Origin of the sequence: Leifsonia sp. NCR5, from assembly GCF_002105485.1 — a bacterium.
Taxonomy (GTDB): domain Bacteria; phylum Actinomycetota; class Actinomycetes; order Actinomycetales; family Microbacteriaceae; genus Leifsonia.
In genome coordinates, this window is record NZ_NCSR01000033.1 from 13957 (window position 1) to 32457 (window position 18501).

18 protein-coding genes and 1 tRNA gene are annotated in these 18501 nt (G+C 68.3%); 7 read left to right on the forward strand and 12 right to left on the reverse strand.

Features of this window, described 5'->3' with window-relative positions; all coding sequences use genetic code 11:
• The first annotated feature begins 118 nt into the window (after positions 1-118).
• Both B7438_RS18700 and B7438_RS18705 read left to right on the forward strand, forming a co-directional pair.
• Positions 119-1249: a Gfo/Idh/MocA family protein gene (locus B7438_RS18700; protein WP_256922130.1), complete on the forward strand. Its 1131-nt coding sequence runs from the start codon at positions 119-121 to the stop codon at positions 1247-1249.
• On the forward strand, positions 1246-1995 hold the full coding sequence (locus tag B7438_RS18705; protein ID WP_085371194.1) for a ThuA domain-containing protein: 750 nt from the start codon (positions 1246-1248) through the stop codon (positions 1993-1995). Before B7438_RS18700 ends, B7438_RS18705 begins: the two co-directional genes overlap by 4 nt.
• A 64-nt stretch (positions 1996-2059) precedes the next feature.
• Here B7438_RS18705 and B7438_RS18710 read toward each other — a convergent pair whose 3' ends face one another.
• Together B7438_RS18710 and B7438_RS18715 are read right to left on the reverse strand one after the other, a co-directional pair.
• Positions 2060-3061 (reverse strand): cell wall-binding repeat-containing protein, encoded by a 1002-nt coding sequence (locus B7438_RS18710; RefSeq protein ID WP_179150875.1) that lies wholly within the window; start codon positions 3059-3061, stop codon positions 2060-2062.
• A gap of 58 nt (positions 3062-3119) precedes the next feature.
• Complete coding sequence (locus tag B7438_RS18715; protein ID WP_179150876.1) at positions 3120-4991, reverse strand: cell wall-binding repeat-containing protein; 1872 nt, start codon at positions 4989-4991, stop codon at positions 3120-3122.
• A gap of 311 nt (positions 4992-5302) precedes the next feature.
• Here B7438_RS18715 and B7438_RS18720 point away from each other — a divergent pair, with 311 nt between their 5' ends.
• Both B7438_RS18720 and B7438_RS18725 read left to right on the forward strand, forming a co-directional pair.
• Positions 5303-6355, forward strand: a complete 1053-nt coding sequence (locus B7438_RS18720) for a Gfo/Idh/MocA family protein (protein ID WP_085371197.1) — start codon at positions 5303-5305, stop codon at positions 6353-6355.
• Between the two features lie 142 nt (positions 6356-6497).
• Positions 6498-7091 carry a YqaJ viral recombinase family protein gene (locus B7438_RS18725; RefSeq protein ID WP_168690753.1) on the forward strand — a complete coding sequence of 198 codons (594 nt, stop codon included), beginning with the start codon at positions 6498-6500 and terminating at the stop codon, positions 7089-7091.
• Between the two features lie 13 nt (positions 7092-7104).
• Here the strand turns inward: B7438_RS18725 and B7438_RS20675 are convergent, their stop codons facing one another.
• A complete protein-coding gene (locus B7438_RS20675; RefSeq protein WP_168688667.1) occupies positions 7105-7797 on the reverse strand; it encodes a DUF998 domain-containing protein in 693 nt (230 codons plus the stop codon).
• A 139-nt stretch (positions 7798-7936) separates the two neighbouring features.
• Between B7438_RS20675 and B7438_RS18735 the strand changes: the two genes are divergently transcribed.
• A complete protein-coding gene (locus B7438_RS18735; RefSeq protein ID WP_085371199.1) occupies positions 7937-8905 on the forward strand; it encodes an NADP-dependent oxidoreductase in 969 nt (322 codons plus the stop codon).
• 13 nt (positions 8906-8918) lie between these two features.
• Here B7438_RS18735 and B7438_RS18740 read toward each other — a convergent pair whose 3' ends face one another.
• The 7 genes from B7438_RS18740 to B7438_RS18770 form a co-directional block, all read right to left on the reverse strand.
• Positions 8919-9464: a GNAT family N-acetyltransferase gene (locus tag B7438_RS18740; protein WP_085371200.1), complete on the reverse strand. Its 546-nt coding sequence runs from the start codon at positions 9462-9464 to the stop codon at positions 8919-8921.
• A gap of 69 nt (positions 9465-9533) precedes the next feature.
• Entirely contained in the window at positions 9534-11531 is a 1998-nt protein-coding gene (locus tag B7438_RS18745) for a protease pro-enzyme activation domain-containing protein (RefSeq protein WP_256922132.1), read from the reverse strand.
• A gap of 198 nt (positions 11532-11729) precedes the next feature.
• Complete coding sequence (gene rplA / locus B7438_RS18750; protein WP_085371201.1) at positions 11730-12419, reverse strand: 50S ribosomal protein L1; 690 nt, start codon at positions 12417-12419, stop codon at positions 11730-11732.
• Positions 12420-12493: 74 nt separating this feature from the next.
• The gene (gene rplK, locus B7438_RS18755) at positions 12494-12925 is read right to left on the reverse strand and encodes a 50S ribosomal protein L11 (RefSeq protein ID WP_055890341.1); all 432 of its coding nucleotides are present in this window, start codon (positions 12923-12925) and stop codon (positions 12494-12496) included.
• A gap of 120 nt (positions 12926-13045) precedes the next feature.
• On the reverse strand, positions 13046-13966 hold the full coding sequence (gene nusG / locus B7438_RS18760; protein ID WP_085371202.1) for a transcription termination/antitermination protein NusG: 921 nt from the start codon (positions 13964-13966) through the stop codon (positions 13046-13048).
• 70 nt (positions 13967-14036) lie between these two features.
• On the reverse strand, positions 14037-14309 hold the full coding sequence (gene secE, locus B7438_RS18765; RefSeq protein WP_085371203.1) for a preprotein translocase subunit SecE: 273 nt from the start codon (positions 14307-14309) through the stop codon (positions 14037-14039).
• Between the two features lie 43 nt (positions 14310-14352).
• Positions 14353-14425: transfer RNA gene (locus tag B7438_RS18770), tRNA-Trp, on the reverse strand.
• Positions 14426-14620: 195 nt separating this feature from the next.
• Between B7438_RS18770 and B7438_RS18775 the strand changes: the two genes are divergently transcribed.
• The gene (locus tag B7438_RS18775; protein ID WP_179150877.1) at positions 14621-15832 is read left to right on the forward strand and encodes a pyridoxal phosphate-dependent aminotransferase; all 1212 of its coding nucleotides are present in this window, start codon (positions 14621-14623) and stop codon (positions 15830-15832) included.
• 67 nt (positions 15833-15899) lie between these two features.
• Here the strand turns inward: B7438_RS18775 and B7438_RS18780 are convergent, their stop codons facing one another.
• Entirely contained in the window at positions 15900-16589 is a 690-nt protein-coding gene (locus B7438_RS18780) for a response regulator transcription factor (protein ID WP_085371205.1), read from the reverse strand.
• The gene (locus tag B7438_RS18785) at positions 16586-17827 is read right to left on the reverse strand and encodes an ATP-binding protein (RefSeq protein WP_085371206.1); all 1242 of its coding nucleotides are present in this window, start codon (positions 17825-17827) and stop codon (positions 16586-16588) included. The genes B7438_RS18780 and B7438_RS18785 overlap by 4 nt, the downstream gene beginning before the upstream one ends.
• 87 nt (positions 17828-17914) lie before the next feature.
• Here B7438_RS18785 and B7438_RS18790 point away from each other — a divergent pair.
• The coding region (locus B7438_RS18790) for a PspC domain-containing protein (RefSeq protein ID WP_143466067.1) at positions 17915-18501 on the forward strand (587 nt) is incomplete at its 3' end.

The window sequence follows — 18501 nt, forward strand, 5'->3', positions numbered from 1 at the left end:
GGCGTCCGCCCGCCACCCGCATCCACCGTCCGCATCCACCCCGGCGCGATCGAATCGTTTCGACCCACCCGCCGTCCACCACAAGACCACCCACAACACACGAATCGGAAGGACAGTCGTGAGCACTGCGACGAACACCGGCGCCACCACCGGCGGTACAGGCGCGACCATCAAGGCCGCGGTCATCGGACTCGGCTGGGCCGGCCAGCAGCACATGGAGGCGTACGCCACCCTCCCCGGCGTCGAGCTCGTCGCCATCGCCGGCATGGAGGACGGCCCGCGCGCCGAGCTGGGAGAGAAGTACGGCATCACCCGCCTCTACCGCGATTGGCACGAGCTGGTCGAAGACGGCGGCATCGACGTGGTCAGCGTTGCCGTGCCGACGTTCCTGCACGCACCGATCGCGGTCGGGGCGCTCGAAGCGGGCATCCACGTCCTCAGCGAGAAGCCGATCGCCAGGACCGCCGACGAGGCGCAGGCGATGGTGGATGCCGCCCACGCCGCGAACCGCGTGCTGGAGGTCGCGTTCAACCACCGCCGCCGCGGCGACATCGAGGCGCTCAAGGCCGCGATCGACGCCGGACAGATCGGCCGCCCGTACCACGCACGCGCGATCTGGCTGCGCAGGGCGGGCATCCCCGCGCTCGGCAGCTGGTTCACCAACCGCGAGATGGCGGGAGGCGGACCGCTGATCGACATCGGCGTGCACGTGCTCGACTACGCACTGCACCTGTTCGGCGAGCCGCGGGTCACCGCGGTGTCGGCCGTCACCCACTCCGAGCTCGGCACCCGCGGCCGCGGCGGTGCTGCGGGCAACAAGCAGGACGTCGGCTCGGCCTACGAGGTCGAGGACCTCGCCAGCCTGCTGCTGCGTCTCGAAGGCGGCGGCTCGATCGTGCTCGAGACGAGCTGGGCGGCATACCGTCCGGCGGGCGACGAGTTCGGCATCACCCTCTACGGCACGGAGGGCGGCGCCGACCTGCGCGTCGTCGACTACGCGCCGGCGGGCGAACTGACCATCTTCACCGGCGAGGGAGAGGCGACCTCCGACGTGAGCGTCGCCGCCGACCCGGGCCGCGGCCACCTGGCCGTCGTCGAGACGTTCCTCGAGCACGTCGCGGACACCGCGCACTGGGCGGAATACGACGGCTCGCGCGCCCTCGACCGCGCCCGCGTCATCGACGCGGCGTACGAGTCGGCCCGCCGCAACGCAGAGGTCGTGCTCGAGCCGGCCACGAAGGGAGCATGACCATGTCGGCACTGCGCGTCACCGTCTGGAACGAGGGGGTCCACGAGGCCACCCAGCCGGACATCGCCGCCATCTACCCCACGGGCATCCACGGCGCCATCGCCGACGGCCTGAGCGACCTGCTCGGCAGCGACGTCAGCGTCCGCACCGCGACGCTCGCCGACGAGGAGCACGGCCTCACCGAGGAGGTGCTGGCCGACACCGACGTGCTGCTCTGGTGGGGCCACATCGCCCACGACCAGGTCTCGGACGAGGTCGTGGAGCGCGTCCGCAGCCACGTCCTCGGCGGCATGGGCCTGATCGTGCTGCACTCCGGCCACTTCTCGAAGATCTTCATCCGGATGCTCGGCACGACGTGTTCGCTCGCCTGGCGCAACCCGGAGGGCGGAGAGCGCGAGCTGGTCTGGAACGTCAACCCGACGCATCCCATCGCCGAGGGCGTCGAGCAGCCGATCGTGATCGAGGCGCAGGAGATGTACGGCGAGTTCTTCGACATCCCCACCCCGGACGACCTGGTGTTCATCAGCTCGTTCACCGGCGGAGAGGTCTTCCGCTCCGGCGTCACCTTCACGCGCGGCCGCGGCAAGATCTTCTACTTCAGCCCCGGCGACCAGGAGTACCCGGTGTACTTCCACCCGCAGGTGCGGAAGGTGCTCGCGAACGGCGTGCGCTGGGCCGCCCCCGTGGCGGGCGCGCGGCGTGTGCCCGAGGTGTCCAACCCGGATGCGGGCGTCTGGCCGCGCTAGGTCAGTCAGCGGCACGGCGCCCGTGCTCATCGAGCCGATGAGCACGGGCGCCGGTGCGTGCTCGTTACGGTAAGACTTGCGACGAAACAACACGGGAACACAATTGCGTCGCTGCGGCGTCAACGATCGACGCCGGTCCGCCGATAATCGACACCTGGGTGACGCCGAGCATCCTCTGGCTGTCAGCGGTCGAGTCCGGCTGGCAGTATGGGTGGATGACATAGAGAGGTTCGCCGTTCCTTCCCGCGAGGGCCGATCCGACCAGCGCGTCCGGGAAGTTCCAGCCGGAGGCGACGTAGCCGTGCTTCGCAGCGCCGAATGTATCGCCGATCGCGGCCGAGGTTTCGAAACGGTCCATGCCTGCCACCCTGGACGAGGCGGGGACCATGGACTTCGCCTGTGCGAGGATTCCGTCCGAGACAGCCGAAGGTCCGCCCGCGATCACCAGCTTTCCCGGTGCGAGTTTCGCCAGCGTCGCCGCGGTGGCAGCGTCCAGCCGGTCCGCGTCTCCGTCCACAAGCAGAACAGGTCCGCCCGCCTTAGCCGCGGCGGCTCCCGCAGATAACGCGTCCGGGTAGTCCCTACCGGTGGCCAGGTAGACCGTCGAGACCGGGGCGGTGAAGGATTCCTCCGCCAGACGTCGAGACGTGTCGAACCGATCGGAACCGGCGATCCGCACCACTTGCTCAGCGAGCGAGTTCGCCCATTTCTCGACAGAGGGAGCGAGCGCCGACGTCCCGCCGACGAGAACGATCTTTTTCGGTGACAGTCGCTCGATCTCGGCGATTGTCGCATCGGGCACCTGATCCCATTTCGACAAGAGCACTGGGCCGCCCTGCCGGGCTGCGACCGGTCCCGCCGACAGCGCGTCGGGGAAGTTCACCCCGTTCGTAAGGTAGACCACCGGAGCCGTGTCCTGATAGGCGTTCATCGACACGGCGACAGCGGTGCCGAAACGGTCGGCGCCAGCCAATCGTTCTTTCACTGTCGGTGTCAGCGGTAGAGTCCGAGCGTCCGCGGCAGGCGCGGCGAACGCAAGAGCGACAGCTCCCACGAGCGTCGCCATGGCGAATGGGATTTTATGCATCATCGTTTCCTTTCAGGTGAGTTTCGACTCGGCCGGTTCAGCAGATACGTCCAGCTGCGACATCGGCGTTGAGGGACGTGGTTCCGCCGATCAGAGTGAGTTGCGAGGCGCCCAGCCGGTCCAAGTCGGTGAGTGCTTCGCGGTTGAGGCAGTAGCCCGGCGAGAGATACACGGGCGCCTTCTTCACTGCAGCCAGCGGCGCTGCGACCAGCCCGTCCGGGAAGTTCAGCCCGTTTACGACGAACACTTGAGGAGTTGCTGCGGGGAAGTAATTCTTCGCGATCGCTACGGAGGTCAGGAAACGGTCCGCCCCTGCCACTCGCTGCGTGTCGGAGACGACAGCCTTGATCGTGTTCACTGTGGTCGTGGACACGACCACCGTGCCTCCGACGACCCGGACCGCCGTCGACTTCAGCGACTTCGCCAGACTCGCCGTCGCAGCGTCCGCCGCGGTCGGCCCGGAGCTCACCAGCAGCAGCGGAGCACCCCGTCCAGCGGCACCTGCACCAGCGGAGAGTCCGTCCGGGAACGTATCCCCGGAGGCGACGAACGCCACCGACGCACTCGAGAAGGCATATGACACCAGCTTCCGCGACGTCTCGTAGCGGTCGGCACCGGAGACGCGGACGACCGTCCCCGCCACCTTCTTCAACTCGGCCAGGACACTGTCGCTGATCGACGCCGTTCCACCGGAGACGATGATCTTGCTCGGCTTGAGTCGGCTGATCTCGGCTTTCGTCGGCGCGGTCAGCGCGGTCCCCTGCGTCAAGAGCAGCGGGCCGCCCAGCTTCGCCGCGACCGGGCCGGAGGCCAGGGCGTCGGGGAAAGACTCACCGCTAGCTACGACGACGACAGGCGCCGATACAGGGAAGGCCGCCCGCGCCACCGCAGCAGCGGACTCGTAACGGTCGCCGCCCTCGATCCGTGTCGAGGTCAACGCGCCCTTGGACGTCACCGTCTGACATGAACCTGCTGGCGTGTACGTGTCCCGGGGATAGTTCAGCACCGTCATGCAGACGACGTGGGAACCGGCCGATACGTTGAACGTCACATCGAAGCCTCGGTACGCAAAGTTGGGCAGCTTATGTGCCGCGTTCACGTCTGCGCGATACACATTCGTGACCTGCTGCTTGGCTGTCGCCCCATCGACGGTGATCCTGACCGTCCCTGCCTCGGTCTGATCCGGGTCGAACGCCCAACCGGTCGCGCGGATCTTCCCGGCCGACGGGAACGTGAGCGGCTCGAGCGTCCCGTTCGGTCGCTCATCTCGTCCCAGATGCGCTAGCCCTGCACGATCGCCGTTTTGGTACGAGGCAGAATCGAATTTCGACGGATGCATCACCTGGTACGCGCCCTGAAAGACCCCATCGAAATGCTGTAGTCCGAGTGCATGACCGATCTCGTGGGCCACAACGTGATGCTTCTCCTGGGCCGATCTCCCGTCGATGACCGGGTAGATCCAGACCCTCCCGCTGATGGCGATCGCGTCGGCATCATGCGCTCGTGACCTGAACCACGGTCCGCCGCATCCGACTGCACCGGCTCCGCATTCGTTCGTCGCCACGTTGTAGAAGTAGATCTCGTGGGTTTTCGGTATCACCTTGGGACCGTCTGGGAGCGCGAACTGGCCAGCGGCGATGGTGAGATCGGCGAGGCCCGCCGCTCGCAACTCATTGGCGACCGCCTGCAGAACAGGACGGTACTGCTCTCCCCGAGCCGATGCCGCGATCTTCACCGTGTAACGAAACACGTTGTCGGTCACCCGAGGGAAGGTGAGGAACCCGCCGTCCGCTGCTGCCGCTACGGGCGATTCCATGATTCCTTCGCCAGTATCCACATCACGTGCCACGTAGTCTCGCGTTGCCTCGTCGTGCGCGCGCGCCCCACTGCCTGGCTCCTCGCTGTTCATGGACGTTCCTTCAGCCGCAGCTGGCGCATCCGGCGCGTCGTCAGCCAAAGCGGGCGTGTTCCCAACACACAACGCTGCGGTCAGGGCCATGGCGGCGACCGCCGCTCCCGACTTCACTCGCCACAATCGCAGGGGCTTACGCATCTCGATCCTTTCCTCGGGACGTGAGCGATAATTCCCAGTCGTCCAAACGCGCGGAGATTTAAGCGTATTGTCTTTCAATTTTAGGTTCTAGTACGCATTATGTTTTCATAATAGCTGGAAGATCAATCGCCCCCACAGAGCGCCGGCGCGTGCGGCAGACTGGTCCCATGACCACCCGACTCCGCTCGCTTCCCGACCCGCGCCATCCGGACCCGGCAGACGCACCTCCGCTGCGCTGGGGTGTGCTCGCGCCGGGCGGGATCGCCGCCGACTTCACGGATGCGCTGCACGCGCACACGCGGCAGCGCGTGGTGGCGGCAGGGTCGCGGTCGGCGGAGCGCGCCGCCGCGTTCGCCGCCGCCCACGGGGTGGAGCGCGCGTACGGCTCGTACGCGGAGCTGGTCGCCGACCCCGACGTGGATGTGGTCTACGTCGCGTCGCCGCACACCCAGCACGCCGAGCACGCCCTGCTGGCCATCGCGGCGGGCAAGAGCGTCCTGGTGGAGAAGCCGCTCGCGGCCGACGCGGAGGACGCCCGGCGCATCGAGCGGGCGGCGAAGGCGGCGGGCGTGTTCGCGATGGAGGCGATGTGGACGCGCTACCTGCCGCAGACCGACATCATCCGGCAGCTGCTCGACGACGGCGCGCTCGGTGACGTGCGCGTGGTGACCGCCGACTTCGGCGGCAGCGCGCGCTTCGACCCGGCCAGCAGGCTCTTCGACCCGGCCCTCGGCGGCGGGGCGCTCCTCGACCTCGGCGTGTACGTGGTCTCCTGGGCGTCGTTCGCGATCGGCCGCCCGGCCGGGATCATCGCGGCCGGCACGCTCGCTTCCACCGGCGTCGACGAGCAGGCGTCGCTCATCCTGTCGTCGGTGACCGGCGCGCAGGCGCTCCTCAGCACTGGCCTGCGCGCGGCGACCCCGTCGCTCGCGACGATCTGCGGGTCGGAGGCGCGCGTCGAGACCGGCAGCCCGTTCTGGTCGGCGAGCGGCCTGCGCTTCGTGCAGGGCGGCGACGTGCTCAGCTGGGACGACCCCTACGGACGGCCGGGCAGGCAGGGCATGTCGTACGAGGCGGCCGCGCTCGCCCGCTACGTGACGGAGGGGCTGACCGACTCTCCCCTGCATCCACTGGTCGAGGCGGTGCAGACCGTGGAGACCATCGACGAGGCCCGCCGCCAGCTCGGCGTCGCTGGCGTGGGGTCGAGCGCGGGGGCGTGATGCGAGAGAGAATGGACGGGTGCTCGATCCTGTCCTGACCCGTCCAGCCTCTCTCGTCGACCTGCGGCCGGCCGAGGTCGTTCAGGCGGAGGCTGTGCAGGCGGAGCTCGAATTCCAGCTCGAAGCACCGGATGCCGACCGCGTGTACCGCGGGCACCTCAGCAGGGTCGTCGCCCACTCCAGCGACAGGGTCGCCTGGCTGCGCGCCCGCAGCCGCGGCATCACCGCGACCGACGTGGCGAAGCTGTCCACGCCGCGCTCGGTGCAGTCCGCCGCGTACGACAAGCTGCACGGCACCGGATTCTCGGGCAACATCTACACCCAACACGGCCGCACCCGGGAGCCAGAGATCGCCGCCTGGGTGGCGGCCACCCACGGCATTCACCCGTCGGATGCTCTTTACCACTCCGAGCGAGAGCCCCGCTTCCTGGCGACACCGGATGGGTTGACCGTGCGGGCCAGCGGCACCATCGAGCTCGCGGAGATCAAGACGACGAACAAGCCGTTCCGGAGCATCCCGCGCAACTACCTGCGGCAGATCTGGTGGCAGCAATTCGTGCTCGGCGCCGAGCGCACCCTCTTCGTCTGGGAGCAGCACTCCGGGTTCGTCCCGCTGCACGAAGAACCGGAATGCCGGTGGGTGGACCGCGACGACGCCGAGATCAGGAAGCTCGTCGCTTTGGCTGGCGACCTCATCGACGCCCTGCGCCGCGCGACCAGCCCGCAGCCGTCCTGAGCTGCCGGCCCGCCTACTCCGCGAGCACCGGAACGCGCACCAGCGTCAGCGAGTAGATCGCCAGCCACGCGATGGCCACCGTCGTCCCGATCAGCTCCAGCCACGCTCCGACATCCGTGGCGACGTGCACGATCGCGAGCAGTCCGCCCACGATGGTGATGCCCGCCACTGCGAAGCAACTCACCAGCGAGAACCGCGCCACCCTGGGCACCGTGGAGGCGAACGCCACCTGCAGCATCGCGTAGCAGGCGGCCCCGAAGCCCAGCACCGCCGTCACCGTGTGCACGAGGTCCTGCACCGTCGACCGCGGATCGGCGAGCGGCACGGGGCACGCAGCCGTGCAGGTGATCTGCGACGCCACGACGAAGCAGATCGCGGCGAACCCGAGCGTCACGGCGGGCGCCCACCGGTTCAGCAGCCGCACCGACGACCGGATGTGCCCGCTCGCCAGTGCGATCGAGAAGCCGCCTGCCGCGATGCACAGCAGCGCGACGGCGAACGGCTGAGCGGTCGGCGCGCCCTGAGCGCCGAGCTCGCTGACGTAGACCGGGTACGGCACGGTGAGCCGCGCCGCCCAGATGATGGTGAGCCCGCCGAGCACCGAGATGGTGCCGAGCGCGAGCAGCACGGGCACCGCTCGCTGCCAGCCGCGCGCGAGCAGCGGTGCCGCGAACGGTTGGCGCACGACACGCAGCAGTCTGCTCACGAGGAGCATCCTAACCAGACGCCGCCTGGAAACGTCCTGGGGGTATCCGAAACGCACTGTTCATACGTGGTGACGCCGCCGAAACACCCGCGAATCATTGACGGGCTTGACTGAAGAGCAGCCGATGAGGGGACGACGAATGCAGAAGACGATGCGGGCCGCACTGCTCGCCAGGCCCGGCGACGCGGACGAGCTGCGGATCGGCGAGACCGCGACGCCCGACAGGGTGAACGCGGAGTTCCTGGTCAAGGTCGTCGCCGCGAGCGTGAACCCGATCGACGCCAAGACCAGGGCCGGGCGCGGCGTGTTCGGCGCCATCCGGGACCTGCCCGCCGTGCTCGGACACGACTTCAGCGGTGTGGTCGTCGAGTCGCCGTATCGCGCGCATCCCATCAAGCCCGGCGACGAGGTGTTCGGGATGGTGATGGTCCCCCGGTTCGGTGGGACATACGCGGAGTACGTCTCGGTGCCGAGCCTCAGCGTCGTCCGGAAGCCGTCGACCCTGTCGCACATCGAGGCGGCCGGCGCCCCGCTGGCCGCACTCACGGCGTGGGGCATGGTGGTCGAGGTGGCGAAGGCGCACGAGGGCCAGCGGATGCTCATCCACGCGGGCAGCGGCGGCGTCGGTCACTTCGCCGTGCAGTTCGCGTCGTACTTCGGCGCGCAGGTCACGGCCACCGCATCCGGTGCGAACGCGTCGTGGCTGCGCTCGCTCGGGGCGTCCTCCGTCATCGACTATGAGACCACCCGGTTCGAGGACGTCGCCGGCGAGATGGATGTGGTCATCGACCTGGTCGGGAACGTGCACGACGACACCGGCAGCCGCTCGCTGGCGGTCCTGCGCCGCGGCGGCCTCATCGTCAACGCGCCCACCGGCAGCTGGCCGACCTTCGAAGAGGAGGCGGCGGCGGCCGGGGTGAGGGGCACCGACTACAAGGTCGCACCGGACGGCAACACCCTCGCCGTCATCGCCCGGCTGCTCGAGTCGGGAAACGTCCGCGTGCACGTCGACAAGATCTTCGCGCTCGACCAGATCGCCGACGCCCATCGAGCCATCGAATCCGGCCACACCCGCGGCAAGATCGTGGTCAAGGTGGCCGAGGGCTGACGAACCCCGCTCGCTAGAGCGGCCGCTCCATCACCCAGTCGTCCTCCAGCCGGTCGCCCACCAGGAACTGCTTGGAGCCGACCCGCTCGAACCCGTGCTTGGCGTAGAACTTCTGCGCCCGCGCGTTCTCCTCGTTGACGCCCAGCCACATTCCGGATGCACCGGCCTGGGCCGCCGCCGCGAGGCTCGCCTCCATGAGCCCACCAGCCACCCCTGCGCCGTGGTGGCCAGGCAGCACGTAGCACTTGCTCAGTTCACTGGACGGCCGGATGCGGATGGCCGCGCTCACGTCGGAGTCCGTCGGCTCCCCCAGGTTCACCATCGTGTATCCGATGGCCTCGACGCCCCCGTCCGCGTCCTCCTCCTCGGCCACCAGCAGCACGCGCGCCTCGTCGGCGAGGTACTCCGTGAACTTCTCCTCGGAGAGCATGGTGGCGACGAAGGCCGCCTTCGCCTCCTCGGTGGTGTGCGGAGGGCAGGCGAGCGGGAAGGTCACGGCGGCGACGGAGGCGAGGCCCCGCGCATCCCGTGCCTCTGCGGAGCGGATGGTGACGGTCACCCGCCCCACTCTACTGAAACGGCCGGCCACCCCAGAAGGGGCGACCGGCCGTTCCGTGCGGTGCGGGCGCTAGTGGCGCCCCGCCGCGACGAGGGACAGCAGGTTGAACGTCACACCGCCGAGGCCGGTGACGTCGTCGTAGCCCTTCGCGGTCTTCAGCGTGGTGTCCTGATCGAAGGACACCAGGTAGCTGTTGCCGCTAGTGGCGCTGGTGTACGCAACGGCCTGCGTCGGGTTCTGCGGCACGACGTCGCGGAACGCGTTCGGCAGGATGCGCTTGATGCCGTACAGCGTCGGGTTCGCGAACCCGATCGACGTGTGCGTCGCCTGCTGGACGATCGCGATCTGAGCCGCCACGATCGGAGACGCCAGCGAGGTTCCGCCGTATGTCTCGTTCACGTAGTCGCCCGTCTCGAGGGTCGTGTCGTCGATGATCGGACGGATGCCGATCGAGAACCCGGTGTACGGGTCGGCGAGGGCAGCGACATCCGGGGAGACGCGGTGCCCGTTCGCCAGGGCGGCGGGCACGGCGTTCTTCTGGTAGTCGGGCTGCGCGAACACGGCGCTCACGCCACCGCCGGCACCGCCGACGAACCGGGTGCCAGGAAGGGGCTGCGCGTATGCGAGCGAACCGTCCGCGTTCTTGACGATCTGGTCGACGGTGTCACCCCAGCCGGTCTCGTACGCGATCTTGCCGTTCTTGTCGATGCCGAGGCTCGTCCCACCCACCGAGGTCACCCACGGGGAGGATGCGGGGAAGTCGGGCGACGCGTATCCGAGGTTCGCGACCTCGTCGCCGTTGTCACCGCTCGAGAAGTACAGGCCGATGCCCTCGCCCGCCGCCTGCAGCTGCAGGTTGACCTCGCCCTGGATCACGTCGGCGGGGACAGCCTCACCCACGTTGCCGTAGCTGTTGCTCACGATCGTGGCGAGCTTGTTGTCGAGGATCTTCGACATGGCGACGTCGAGGCCACCACTGCAGTCCGTGCCACCCACGTACAGGATGCGCGCGCCCGGTGCGATGCCGTGGACGGACTCGACGTCGAGCGTCTGCTCGCCCTGCCATCCGCTCGGCTGCTGGCACAGCTCCTGGTCGGTGAACTCGCTCGGCTTCGGCACCAGCTGCTGGTAGTTCGAGTTGGTGAGGCCGGGCTCGCCGTACTGCTGCGAGTACGAGTTGACGTCCTTCACGATGGACGGGCTCGCGTACGCGTCGATGATTGCGACGGTCTGTCCCGAGCCGTTCACGCCGCGCTTGCTCAGCGTGTCGAGGCCGTATGCCGAACGGAGCTGCGCCGGAGTGTATCCGCAGTTGTACGTGCCGTACTGCGTCTGGCCGTTGTAGCTCGGCGGAACGGTCACGACGTGCTCACCGGTGTAGTGCGAGCACGGGGTCACCACGACGGGGGTGGCTGCCGCCTGGCGGCTCAGCTGCGGAGTGCCGGATGCGCCGAGGTCGCCCTGCTTGATCGAGTCCGGCTTGGTCAGCGTGCGCGACTGCTCGATGCTGATGCCGGACACCTTGGTGCCGACCGCGGCGGGCAGCGACGGTGCACTGGTCGGCGCGACGAGCTTCTTGCCCGCGTAGTCGAACGAGTGCAGCGACGTGCCGAAGATCGAACCGAGCTGGTCCGGCGTGCCGCGGAAGACCACGTACTGGCGGCTGGCGGGAACGGCCGTGATCGACAGGCCGGCCGTCTTCAGGAAGCTGACGACAGCATCCGTGTCCGCCTGGGTCGGCGAGAACCGGTTGATCCACTGGCTCGGGCTGAGCGCCTTGCGGAAGCCCAGGTTGACCGGATTCGAGACGGCCTTCGCGAGCGCCTCGGCGCCTCGCTGGTCGCGCAGGGGGAGGTAGATCTCGCCCTGCACTGTCTGGTCCGTCGGGGCGGCTCCTGCATCGTTGGCTGCAGTCGCCCAGCTCGGTACGGAGTCGGCGAAAGTGACCCTGTCGGCCGCATTCGCTGCTCCGGTCCCCGCCATCGACAACGCCACCGCGGCGGCCGCGGTGGCGATGATTCCGACGGCCCTTTTGTGGAGGACTCGTCTGGTGGTGCGAGTTGTCATGAAGTTGATCCTTACTCGACAGTGAGCGGCGCGCGGCGCGCGCCAATCGCGAGAGTAGACCCATGAGTTCTACCGCCACAAGAGGGGTAGACAGTTCTGTTGCAAAGTTTTACACGGATGAAAGATGGTCACGCGTAAACGACGAAAAGGCCGCCTCCGGAAACCGGAGACGGCCTGATCGAACGATTCGGTCGCTGCCTAGATGGCGTTGACGTCCAGCGGGATGCCCGGGCCGAACGTGGTCGACACAGCGCCCTTCTGAACGTAACGGCCCTTCGAGGAGGACGGCTTGAGACGCATGACCTCTTCGAGAGCGGCCTTGATGTTCTCGTCGAGCTGCTCGGCGGTGAAGGCCGCCTTGCCGACGACGAAGTGCACGTTGGCGTGCTTGTCGACGCGGAACTCGATCTTTCCACCCTTGATGTCGGAGACGGCCTTGGCCACATCCGGCGTCACAGTGCCGGTCTTCGGGTTCGGCATCAGACCACGCGGGCCGAGCACCTTGCCGAGACGGCCGACCTGGCCCATGAGCTCCGGGGTGGAGACAGCCGAGTCGAAGTCGGTGTATCCACCGGCGACCTTCTCGATGAGCTCGGCGCCGCCGACCTCGTCTGCGCCTGCTGCGATGGCGGCCTCAGCAGCCGGGCCCGTCGCGAACACGACGACGCGAGCCGTCTTGCCGGTGCCGTGAGGAAGAATGACGGTACCGCGGACCATCTGGTCCGCCTTGCGGGGGTCGACGCCGAGCTTCAGCGCGACCTCGACGGTCGAGTTGAAGTTGCTGGAGCCGGTCTCGCGAGCGAGCGAGACGGCCTCAGTGGGGGTGTAGAACTTTCCGGCCTCGATCTTCTCGGCCGCGGCCCGGTAGGCCTTTGACTTGTGTGCCATGTGGTTTCTCCTGTCGAGAATGTGGTGCGAGCCTGGCCGGCTCTGCCACGGATGTGTCTGTGGAGGACGAGGGCTTACGCCTCGACCGTGATGCCCATCGAACGGGCGGTGCCTGCGATGATCTTCGACGCTGCGTCGATGTCGTTCGCGTTCAGGTCGACCATCTTCTGCTCGGCGATCGCGCGCACCTGCTCCTGGGTCAGCTTGCCGACCTTGGTGGTGTGCGGGACGCCGGAGCCCTTGGGGACGCCTGCGGCCTTCTTGATGAGCTCGGCGGCCGGCGGCGTCTTGAGGACGAACGTGAACGAACGGTCCTCGTAGACGGTGATCTCCACCGGGATGACGTTGCCGCGCTGCGACTCGGTCGCCGCGTTGTACGCCTTGCAGAACTCCATGATGTTGACGCCGTGCTGACCCAGCGCCGGACCGATCGGCGGGGCGGGGTTGGCGGCGCCGGCGTTGATCTGAAGCTTGATCAGACCAGTGACCTTTTTCTTCGGTGCCATGTTTCTTCCTTCTTTGTGTATTCGAGCATCCGGGATCTCATCCCGAACGGCTCTCCCGGTTTCTCGGCCTGTCCGAGATCCGGTGATTGAGAAAACTGAGGGCGGGTCGCTCTTATTCCGTTAGAGCTTGGTGACCTGGTCGAAGCTGAGCTCGACCGGGGTCTCGCGCTCGAACAGGGAGACGAGGACGGTGAGCTTGCCGCTCTCCGGCTTGATCTCGCTGATCGAACCAGGCAGGCCCGCGAACGAGCCTTCCTTGATCGTGATGGTCTCGCCGATCTCGAAGTCGACCTCGGCGGGGATGACGCGCTGCGCGGCCTTCTGACCCTTCGCAGCACCCTTGGCCGGAGCCGCTTCGACCTGCACGAGGCTCTTCAGCATCGAGAAGGCCTCTTCGAAGCGCAGGGGGGTGGGGTTGTGCGCGTTGCCGACGAAGCCAGTGACACCCGGCGTGTGCCGGACGACGGACCAGCTGTCCTCGTTGAGGTCCATGCGCACGAGCACGTAGCCCGGGATGCGCACGCGGTTGACCATCTTGCGCTGGCCGTTCTTGATCTCGACGACGTCTTCCATCGGAACCTGGACTTCGAAGATGAAGTCCTCCATGTTCATGGAGACCATGCGGTTCTCGATGTTCGACTTCACGCGGCGCTCGAACCCGGCGTACGAGTGGATGACGTACCACTTGCCGATCTTGCTGCGCAGCTCGGCGCGGAACTCCTCGTAGGGGTCGGTCGCTGCCTCGTCCTCGTCTTCGACGGCTTCGAGGGCGGCTTCCGCCTCCTGCTCGTCGTCGACCTCGAGGGCCTCGTCGACGGCGCGGTCCGCCTCGGGGTCGACGGCTTCCGCCATCGCGTCGAGGACGGCGTCCAGGTCGATCTCGGTTCCGTCTTCTGCGACCACGTGCAGAGCTTCGTGCTCTGCGGCGTCGACGGATTCCTCGTCGCGGGCCAGAACGTTGCCGGTCTGCGCCTCATCGTCTTCGGAGGACTGCTCGGCTGCGGTCGCCCAGTCCACGTCGTCGCGATTTGTCTCAGACACTGAATTCATTCCATTTCTGTCGGTAGCCGGTCGATCCGCCCTCGGGTGGGGCCGTGACACGGGCGTTGGGTCAGGACGGGTTTCCGAAGACCCAGACGACGCCGAGCCCGAAGACCCAGTCGAGCAGGGACACGAGCGCCATCATGATCACCACGAAGACGAGAACAACTCCGGTGTAGCTGAACAGTTCTTTGCGCGTCGGGGTGACGACCTTCTTCAGTTCGCCGATGACCTGGCGGATGAACAGAGCGATCCGTGCGAAGGGTCCACGCTTTGCGGCGCGGTCCTTCTTCGCGTTGGCGACGATTTCCTCGCTCGGCTCGTCGATAACTTTTCGGGCCACCTTGTTACACCTTTCGTGGGTCGTCACCTGAAGTGACGACTTGCAGGGCGGACAGGACTCGAACCTGCAACCTGCGGTTTTGGAGACCGCTGCTCTACCAATTGAGCCACCGCCCTATGAAAGCGAAATCGCTGAGCGTTCCCGCGCACACCTTCCCGACCAGGCTAGCCGATCACACTCGGAGATTTCTCTGCGAGCGAGGCAGTTCCGCCGGCGGACCTCAATCGAAAAAGGGCGCAAAAAAGCTTGGCAGATTTCAACTACCGCGACCAAGTGTATGTGACCCGGAGCGGACTGTAAAGTTGGGCCCCGTGACCGCACAGCAGCGCATTTCGACACGCATCGCATCCATCGCCGAGTCAGCCACCCTCAAAGTGGATGCGAAGGCCAAGGCCCTCAAAGCGCAGGGCAGGCCCGTGATCAGCTACGCGGCGGGCGAGCCGGACTTCGTGACCCCGCAGAACATCGTGGACGCCGCCATCTCCGCCGTCGAGGACCCGCGCAACTACCGGTACACCCCGGCCGCCGGGCTCCCCGAGCTGCGCGAGGCGATCGCGCAGAAGACGCGCAGGGACTCCGGGTTGGATGTGCCCGCATCCGGTGTCGTGGTCACCAACGGAGGCAAGCAGGCGGTCTACCAGGCGTTCGCGACCCTGCTCGATCCGGGAGACGAGGTGCTCGTCCCCACCCCGTACTGGACCACGTACCCCGAGGCGATCAAGCTGGCCGGCGGAGTGCAGGTGGACGTGTTCGCCGGGGCGGACCAGGGCTACCTGGTGACCGTCGACCAGCTCGAAGCCGCACGCACCGAGCGCACCAAGGTGCTGCTGTTCGTCTCCCCGTCGAACCCGACCGGCGCCGTCTACCCGCCGGAGCAGGTCGAGGAGATCGGCCGCTGGGCGGACGAGCACGGCCTCTACGTGATCGCGGACGAGATCTACCAGAACCTCACGTACGACGGCGTGAAGGCCGTCTCGATCGTGGACGCCGTCCCCGCTCTGGCCGACCGCACCATCCTGGTCAACGGCGTCGCCAAGACGTACGCGATGACCGGCTGGCGGGTGGGCTGGATGGTCGGCCCCTCCGACATCATCGCCGCGGCGGCCAACCTGCAGTCGCACCTGTCGTCCAACGTGTCCAACATCTCGCAGCGGGCCGCGCTCGAAGCCCTCACCGGAACGCAGGAGCCCGAGGAGCAGATGCGGCTCGCGTTCGACAGGCGGCGGCGCACGATCGTGTCCGAGCTGAACGCCATCGACGGCATCCTCACCCCGACGCCGCAGGGCGCGTTCTACGTCTATCCGGATGTGTCCGGCCTGCTCGGCAGGACCTGGGGCGGCGTGACGCCGACAACGTCACTGGAACTGGCCGACCTCATCCTGGATCAGGCAGAGGTCGCGACGGTTCCCGGAGAGGCGTTCGGGCCGTCGGGCTACCTGCGGCTCTCGTACGCGCTCGGCGACGACGAACTGCTCGAAGGGGTGCGCCGCCTCCAGCGCCTGTTCGCCGCACCGGATGCGTGAGATGCCGGTAACTGTCGCGGATCCCGGGCGATTCGCGACAGATAGTGGAGTCTCGCGCTAGAGGAGGCTAGAGGAGCTTGCGCTCCAGCGCCCAGGCCGTGAGCTCGTGGCGGGACGACAGCTGCAGCTTGCGCAGCACGGCGGAGACGTGCGTCTCGACGGTCTTGATCGAGATGAACAGGTCGGCCGCGACCTCCTTATAGGAGTAGCCGCGGGCGATCAGCCGCATCACCTCGCGCTCGCGGGCGGAGAGCCTGTCGAGCTCGTCCGTCGACTCCGCCTGCTCCCCCGCCGCCGCGCCGAACGCGTCGAGGACGAAGCCGGCCAGCCTGGGCGAGAACACCGCGTCCCCGCCGGCGACCCCGACGACCGCGTCGCTCACCTGGCCGCCCGAGCTTCCCTTGGTGAGATAGCCGCGCGCGCCGGCCCGGATGACGCCGACCACGTCCTCTGCGGCGTCGGACACGCTCAGCGCGAGGAACCGGGTGTCCGGACACTCCGCGATGGTCCTGCGCACCACTTCTGCTCCCCCGCCGCCGGCTCCGCCGGGCAGGTGCACGTCGAGGAGGACGACGGAGGGGCGCGTGGCCAGGATCGTGGCGACCGCCGCATCCACGTCGGCCGCCTCGCCGACCACGGAGAGGCGGTCGTCGAGGTCGGCGCGCAGGCCGGAGCGGAAGATCGAGTGGTCGTCGACGATCACCACGGTGATCGGGTTCTGCGCGGCGGGTGCCGGCTGGTCGGTGTGGTCTGTCATGGTGCCTCGTTCGCGTACTCGATGCTCAGCTGGACTTCGGTGCCGGTGGCCCGGGAGGTGACGGTCGCGTGCCCGCCCGCCCTGCGCATCCGGCCGATGATGGACTCGCGGACGCCGAGCCTGCCCTCCGGCAGCGCATCCACGTCGAACCCCGGGCCGCGGTCCCTGATGAACACGTCCACCCCTCCCGCCCGGCTCTCCACGTAGACGGACACGTCGCCGCCCGCGTGCCTGGCCGCGTTGAGCATGGCCTCCCTGGCAGCGGCGGCGAGCTCGTTGGGTGCATGCTCGACGGGCTCTCCGACGGCGACGACGTCGATGTGCACCGGATGGTCGACCTCCAGGGCGGCAGCGGTGGCCCGCAGCTCGGAGGCGAGGTCGCGCACCTGCGCATCCCGGTCGTCCGCGGCGTCCGCATAGAGCCACTCGCGCAGTTCGCGCTCCTGGGCGCGGGCGATCCTGGCGACCTCGCTCGACGCTCCCGCCCTGTTCTGGATGAGCGCGAGGGTCTGCAGCACGGAGTCGTGCAGGTGCGCGGCGATCTCCGCACGCTGCTCCTGCTTGATGCGCGCTGTGCGCTCGGCGATCAGCTCGCGCCACAGCCGCAGCGCCCACGGGCCGACGAGCACGGCGGCGCCCGCGAACGTGGAGGCGATGATCCCGAGCCACAGCCAGCCCGTGCCCGCCTGGTCGACCAGCGAGCTCAGCGCGATGGCGATCACCACGAGGAAGGCGCCGGCCGCGATGCGCAGCGTGCGGGAGGTGGCCGGCGTGCGGGCGACATCACCGACGTCGACCAGCTGGTCCCAGGCCACACAGGCGACCGCCAGCAGGATGCTCGCGCCGATCGCAGCGAGCAGGCCGAACGGGGAGGAGCCCGCCGAGGCCAGGGCGACGGCCGAGATGCCGGCGACCCCGGACATCCCGAGCAGCAGCCACGCGACGGGGATGCGGCGCACGACGCGTTCCTGCGGGTCGGCCAGCGTCGCCGGGCGCAGCGGCGTGAGCGCCCACAACCACAGATAGAGGAGGACGCCTGCCCCGCCGATCAGCGCGAGGGCGACGAACAGCCAGCGCACCATCGTGACCGACCAGCCGAGGTGATCGGCGAGCGCGACGCTCACCCCGCTCAGCTCGCAGGTCCGCGGGCGCGCCAACGGAACCCGCGGAGGGCGTGCTGGCGCGCTTCGAGGCGCGAACGTGTCGGTCACGGTGAAATCCAAGCAGACTCGGCCCATCCCCGACACCCCGGCCGCGACGAATCAGGGATGACTCAGGGTGATACCCGATACCGGCGACCCCGCCGCCGACGCCAGGATCGAAGCATGTCACAGCATGACTCGACCACACCTCCCCCACCCGGCACGCCCGGTGCGCCGTACGGCGGCCCGACCAGCGGCCTCTCCGGGCGCGGGACCACGTTCTTCACCTGGATGCGCGGCCTCGGCATCGTGCGCACGGAAGGCTGGCTCGGCGGCGTCTGCGCCGGCGTCGCCAACCGCATCGGCATCGACCCGCTGATCGTGCGCGGCATCGTCGTCGTCGCCGCGATCCTCGGCGCCCCGATGCTGCTGATCTACGCAGCGGCGTGGGCACTCCTGCCGGACAGGGAGAACCGCATCCACCTGCAGCGGCTGTTCGATGGCGACTTCCAGCCGGCGATCGTCGGCATCGGGGTGCTCGCGCTGCTGTCCCTGCTGCCGTGGGCGCCGGGGATCTGGTGGGCGGACGGCGGGTTCTGGGGGTCGCCGTCGATCGGCGACGTGATCGGGCGGGTGGTCTGGACGCTGATCGTGCTCGCGCTGATCGCCGGGCTGATCGTCTGGGCGGTGCGCGGCAACTGGGGGCGGGATGCGTGGAGCACCAACCACGGGACCGGCACGGGGGCCGGGAGTGGTGCGGGCGCGGGGGC

Bases quoted from the DNA above. Each gene is read 5' to 3' on its own strand.
- rplA (WP_085371201.1), bottom strand. From the start codon at position 12,419: ATGGCACACAAGTCAAAGGCCTACCGGGCCGCGGCCGAGAAGATCGAG.
- B7438_RS18710 (WP_179150875.1), bottom strand. From the start codon at position 3,061: ATGGCGACGCTCGTGGGAGCTGTCGCTCTTGCGTTCGCCGCGCCTGCC.
- B7438_RS18735 (WP_085371199.1), top strand. From the start codon at position 7,937: ATGCAGAAGACGATGCGGGCCGCACTGCTCGCCAGGCCCGGCGACGCG.
- rplK (WP_055890341.1), bottom strand. From the start codon at position 12,925: ATGGCACCGAAGAAAAAGGTCACTGGTCTGATCAAGCTTCAGATCAAC.
- B7438_RS18705 (WP_085371194.1), top strand. From the start codon at position 1,246: ATGACCATGTCGGCACTGCGCGTCACCGTCTGGAACGAGGGGGTCCAC.
- B7438_RS18720 (WP_085371197.1), top strand. From the start codon at position 5,303: ATGACCACCCGACTCCGCTCGCTTCCCGACCCGCGCCATCCGGACCCG.
- B7438_RS18785 (WP_085371206.1), bottom strand. From the start codon at position 17,827: ATGGGCCGAGTCTGCTTGGATTTCACCGTGACCGACACGTTCGCGCCT.
- B7438_RS18780 (WP_085371205.1), bottom strand. From the start codon at position 16,589: ATGACAGACCACACCGACCAGCCGGCACCCGCCGCGCAGAACCCGATC.
- B7438_RS18745 (WP_256922132.1), bottom strand. From the start codon at position 11,531: ATGACAACTCGCACCACCAGACGAGTCCTCCACAAAAGGGCCGTCGGA.
- B7438_RS18715 (WP_179150876.1), bottom strand. From the start codon at position 4,991: ATGAACAGCGAGGAGCCAGGCAGTGGGGCGCGCGCGCACGACGAGGCA.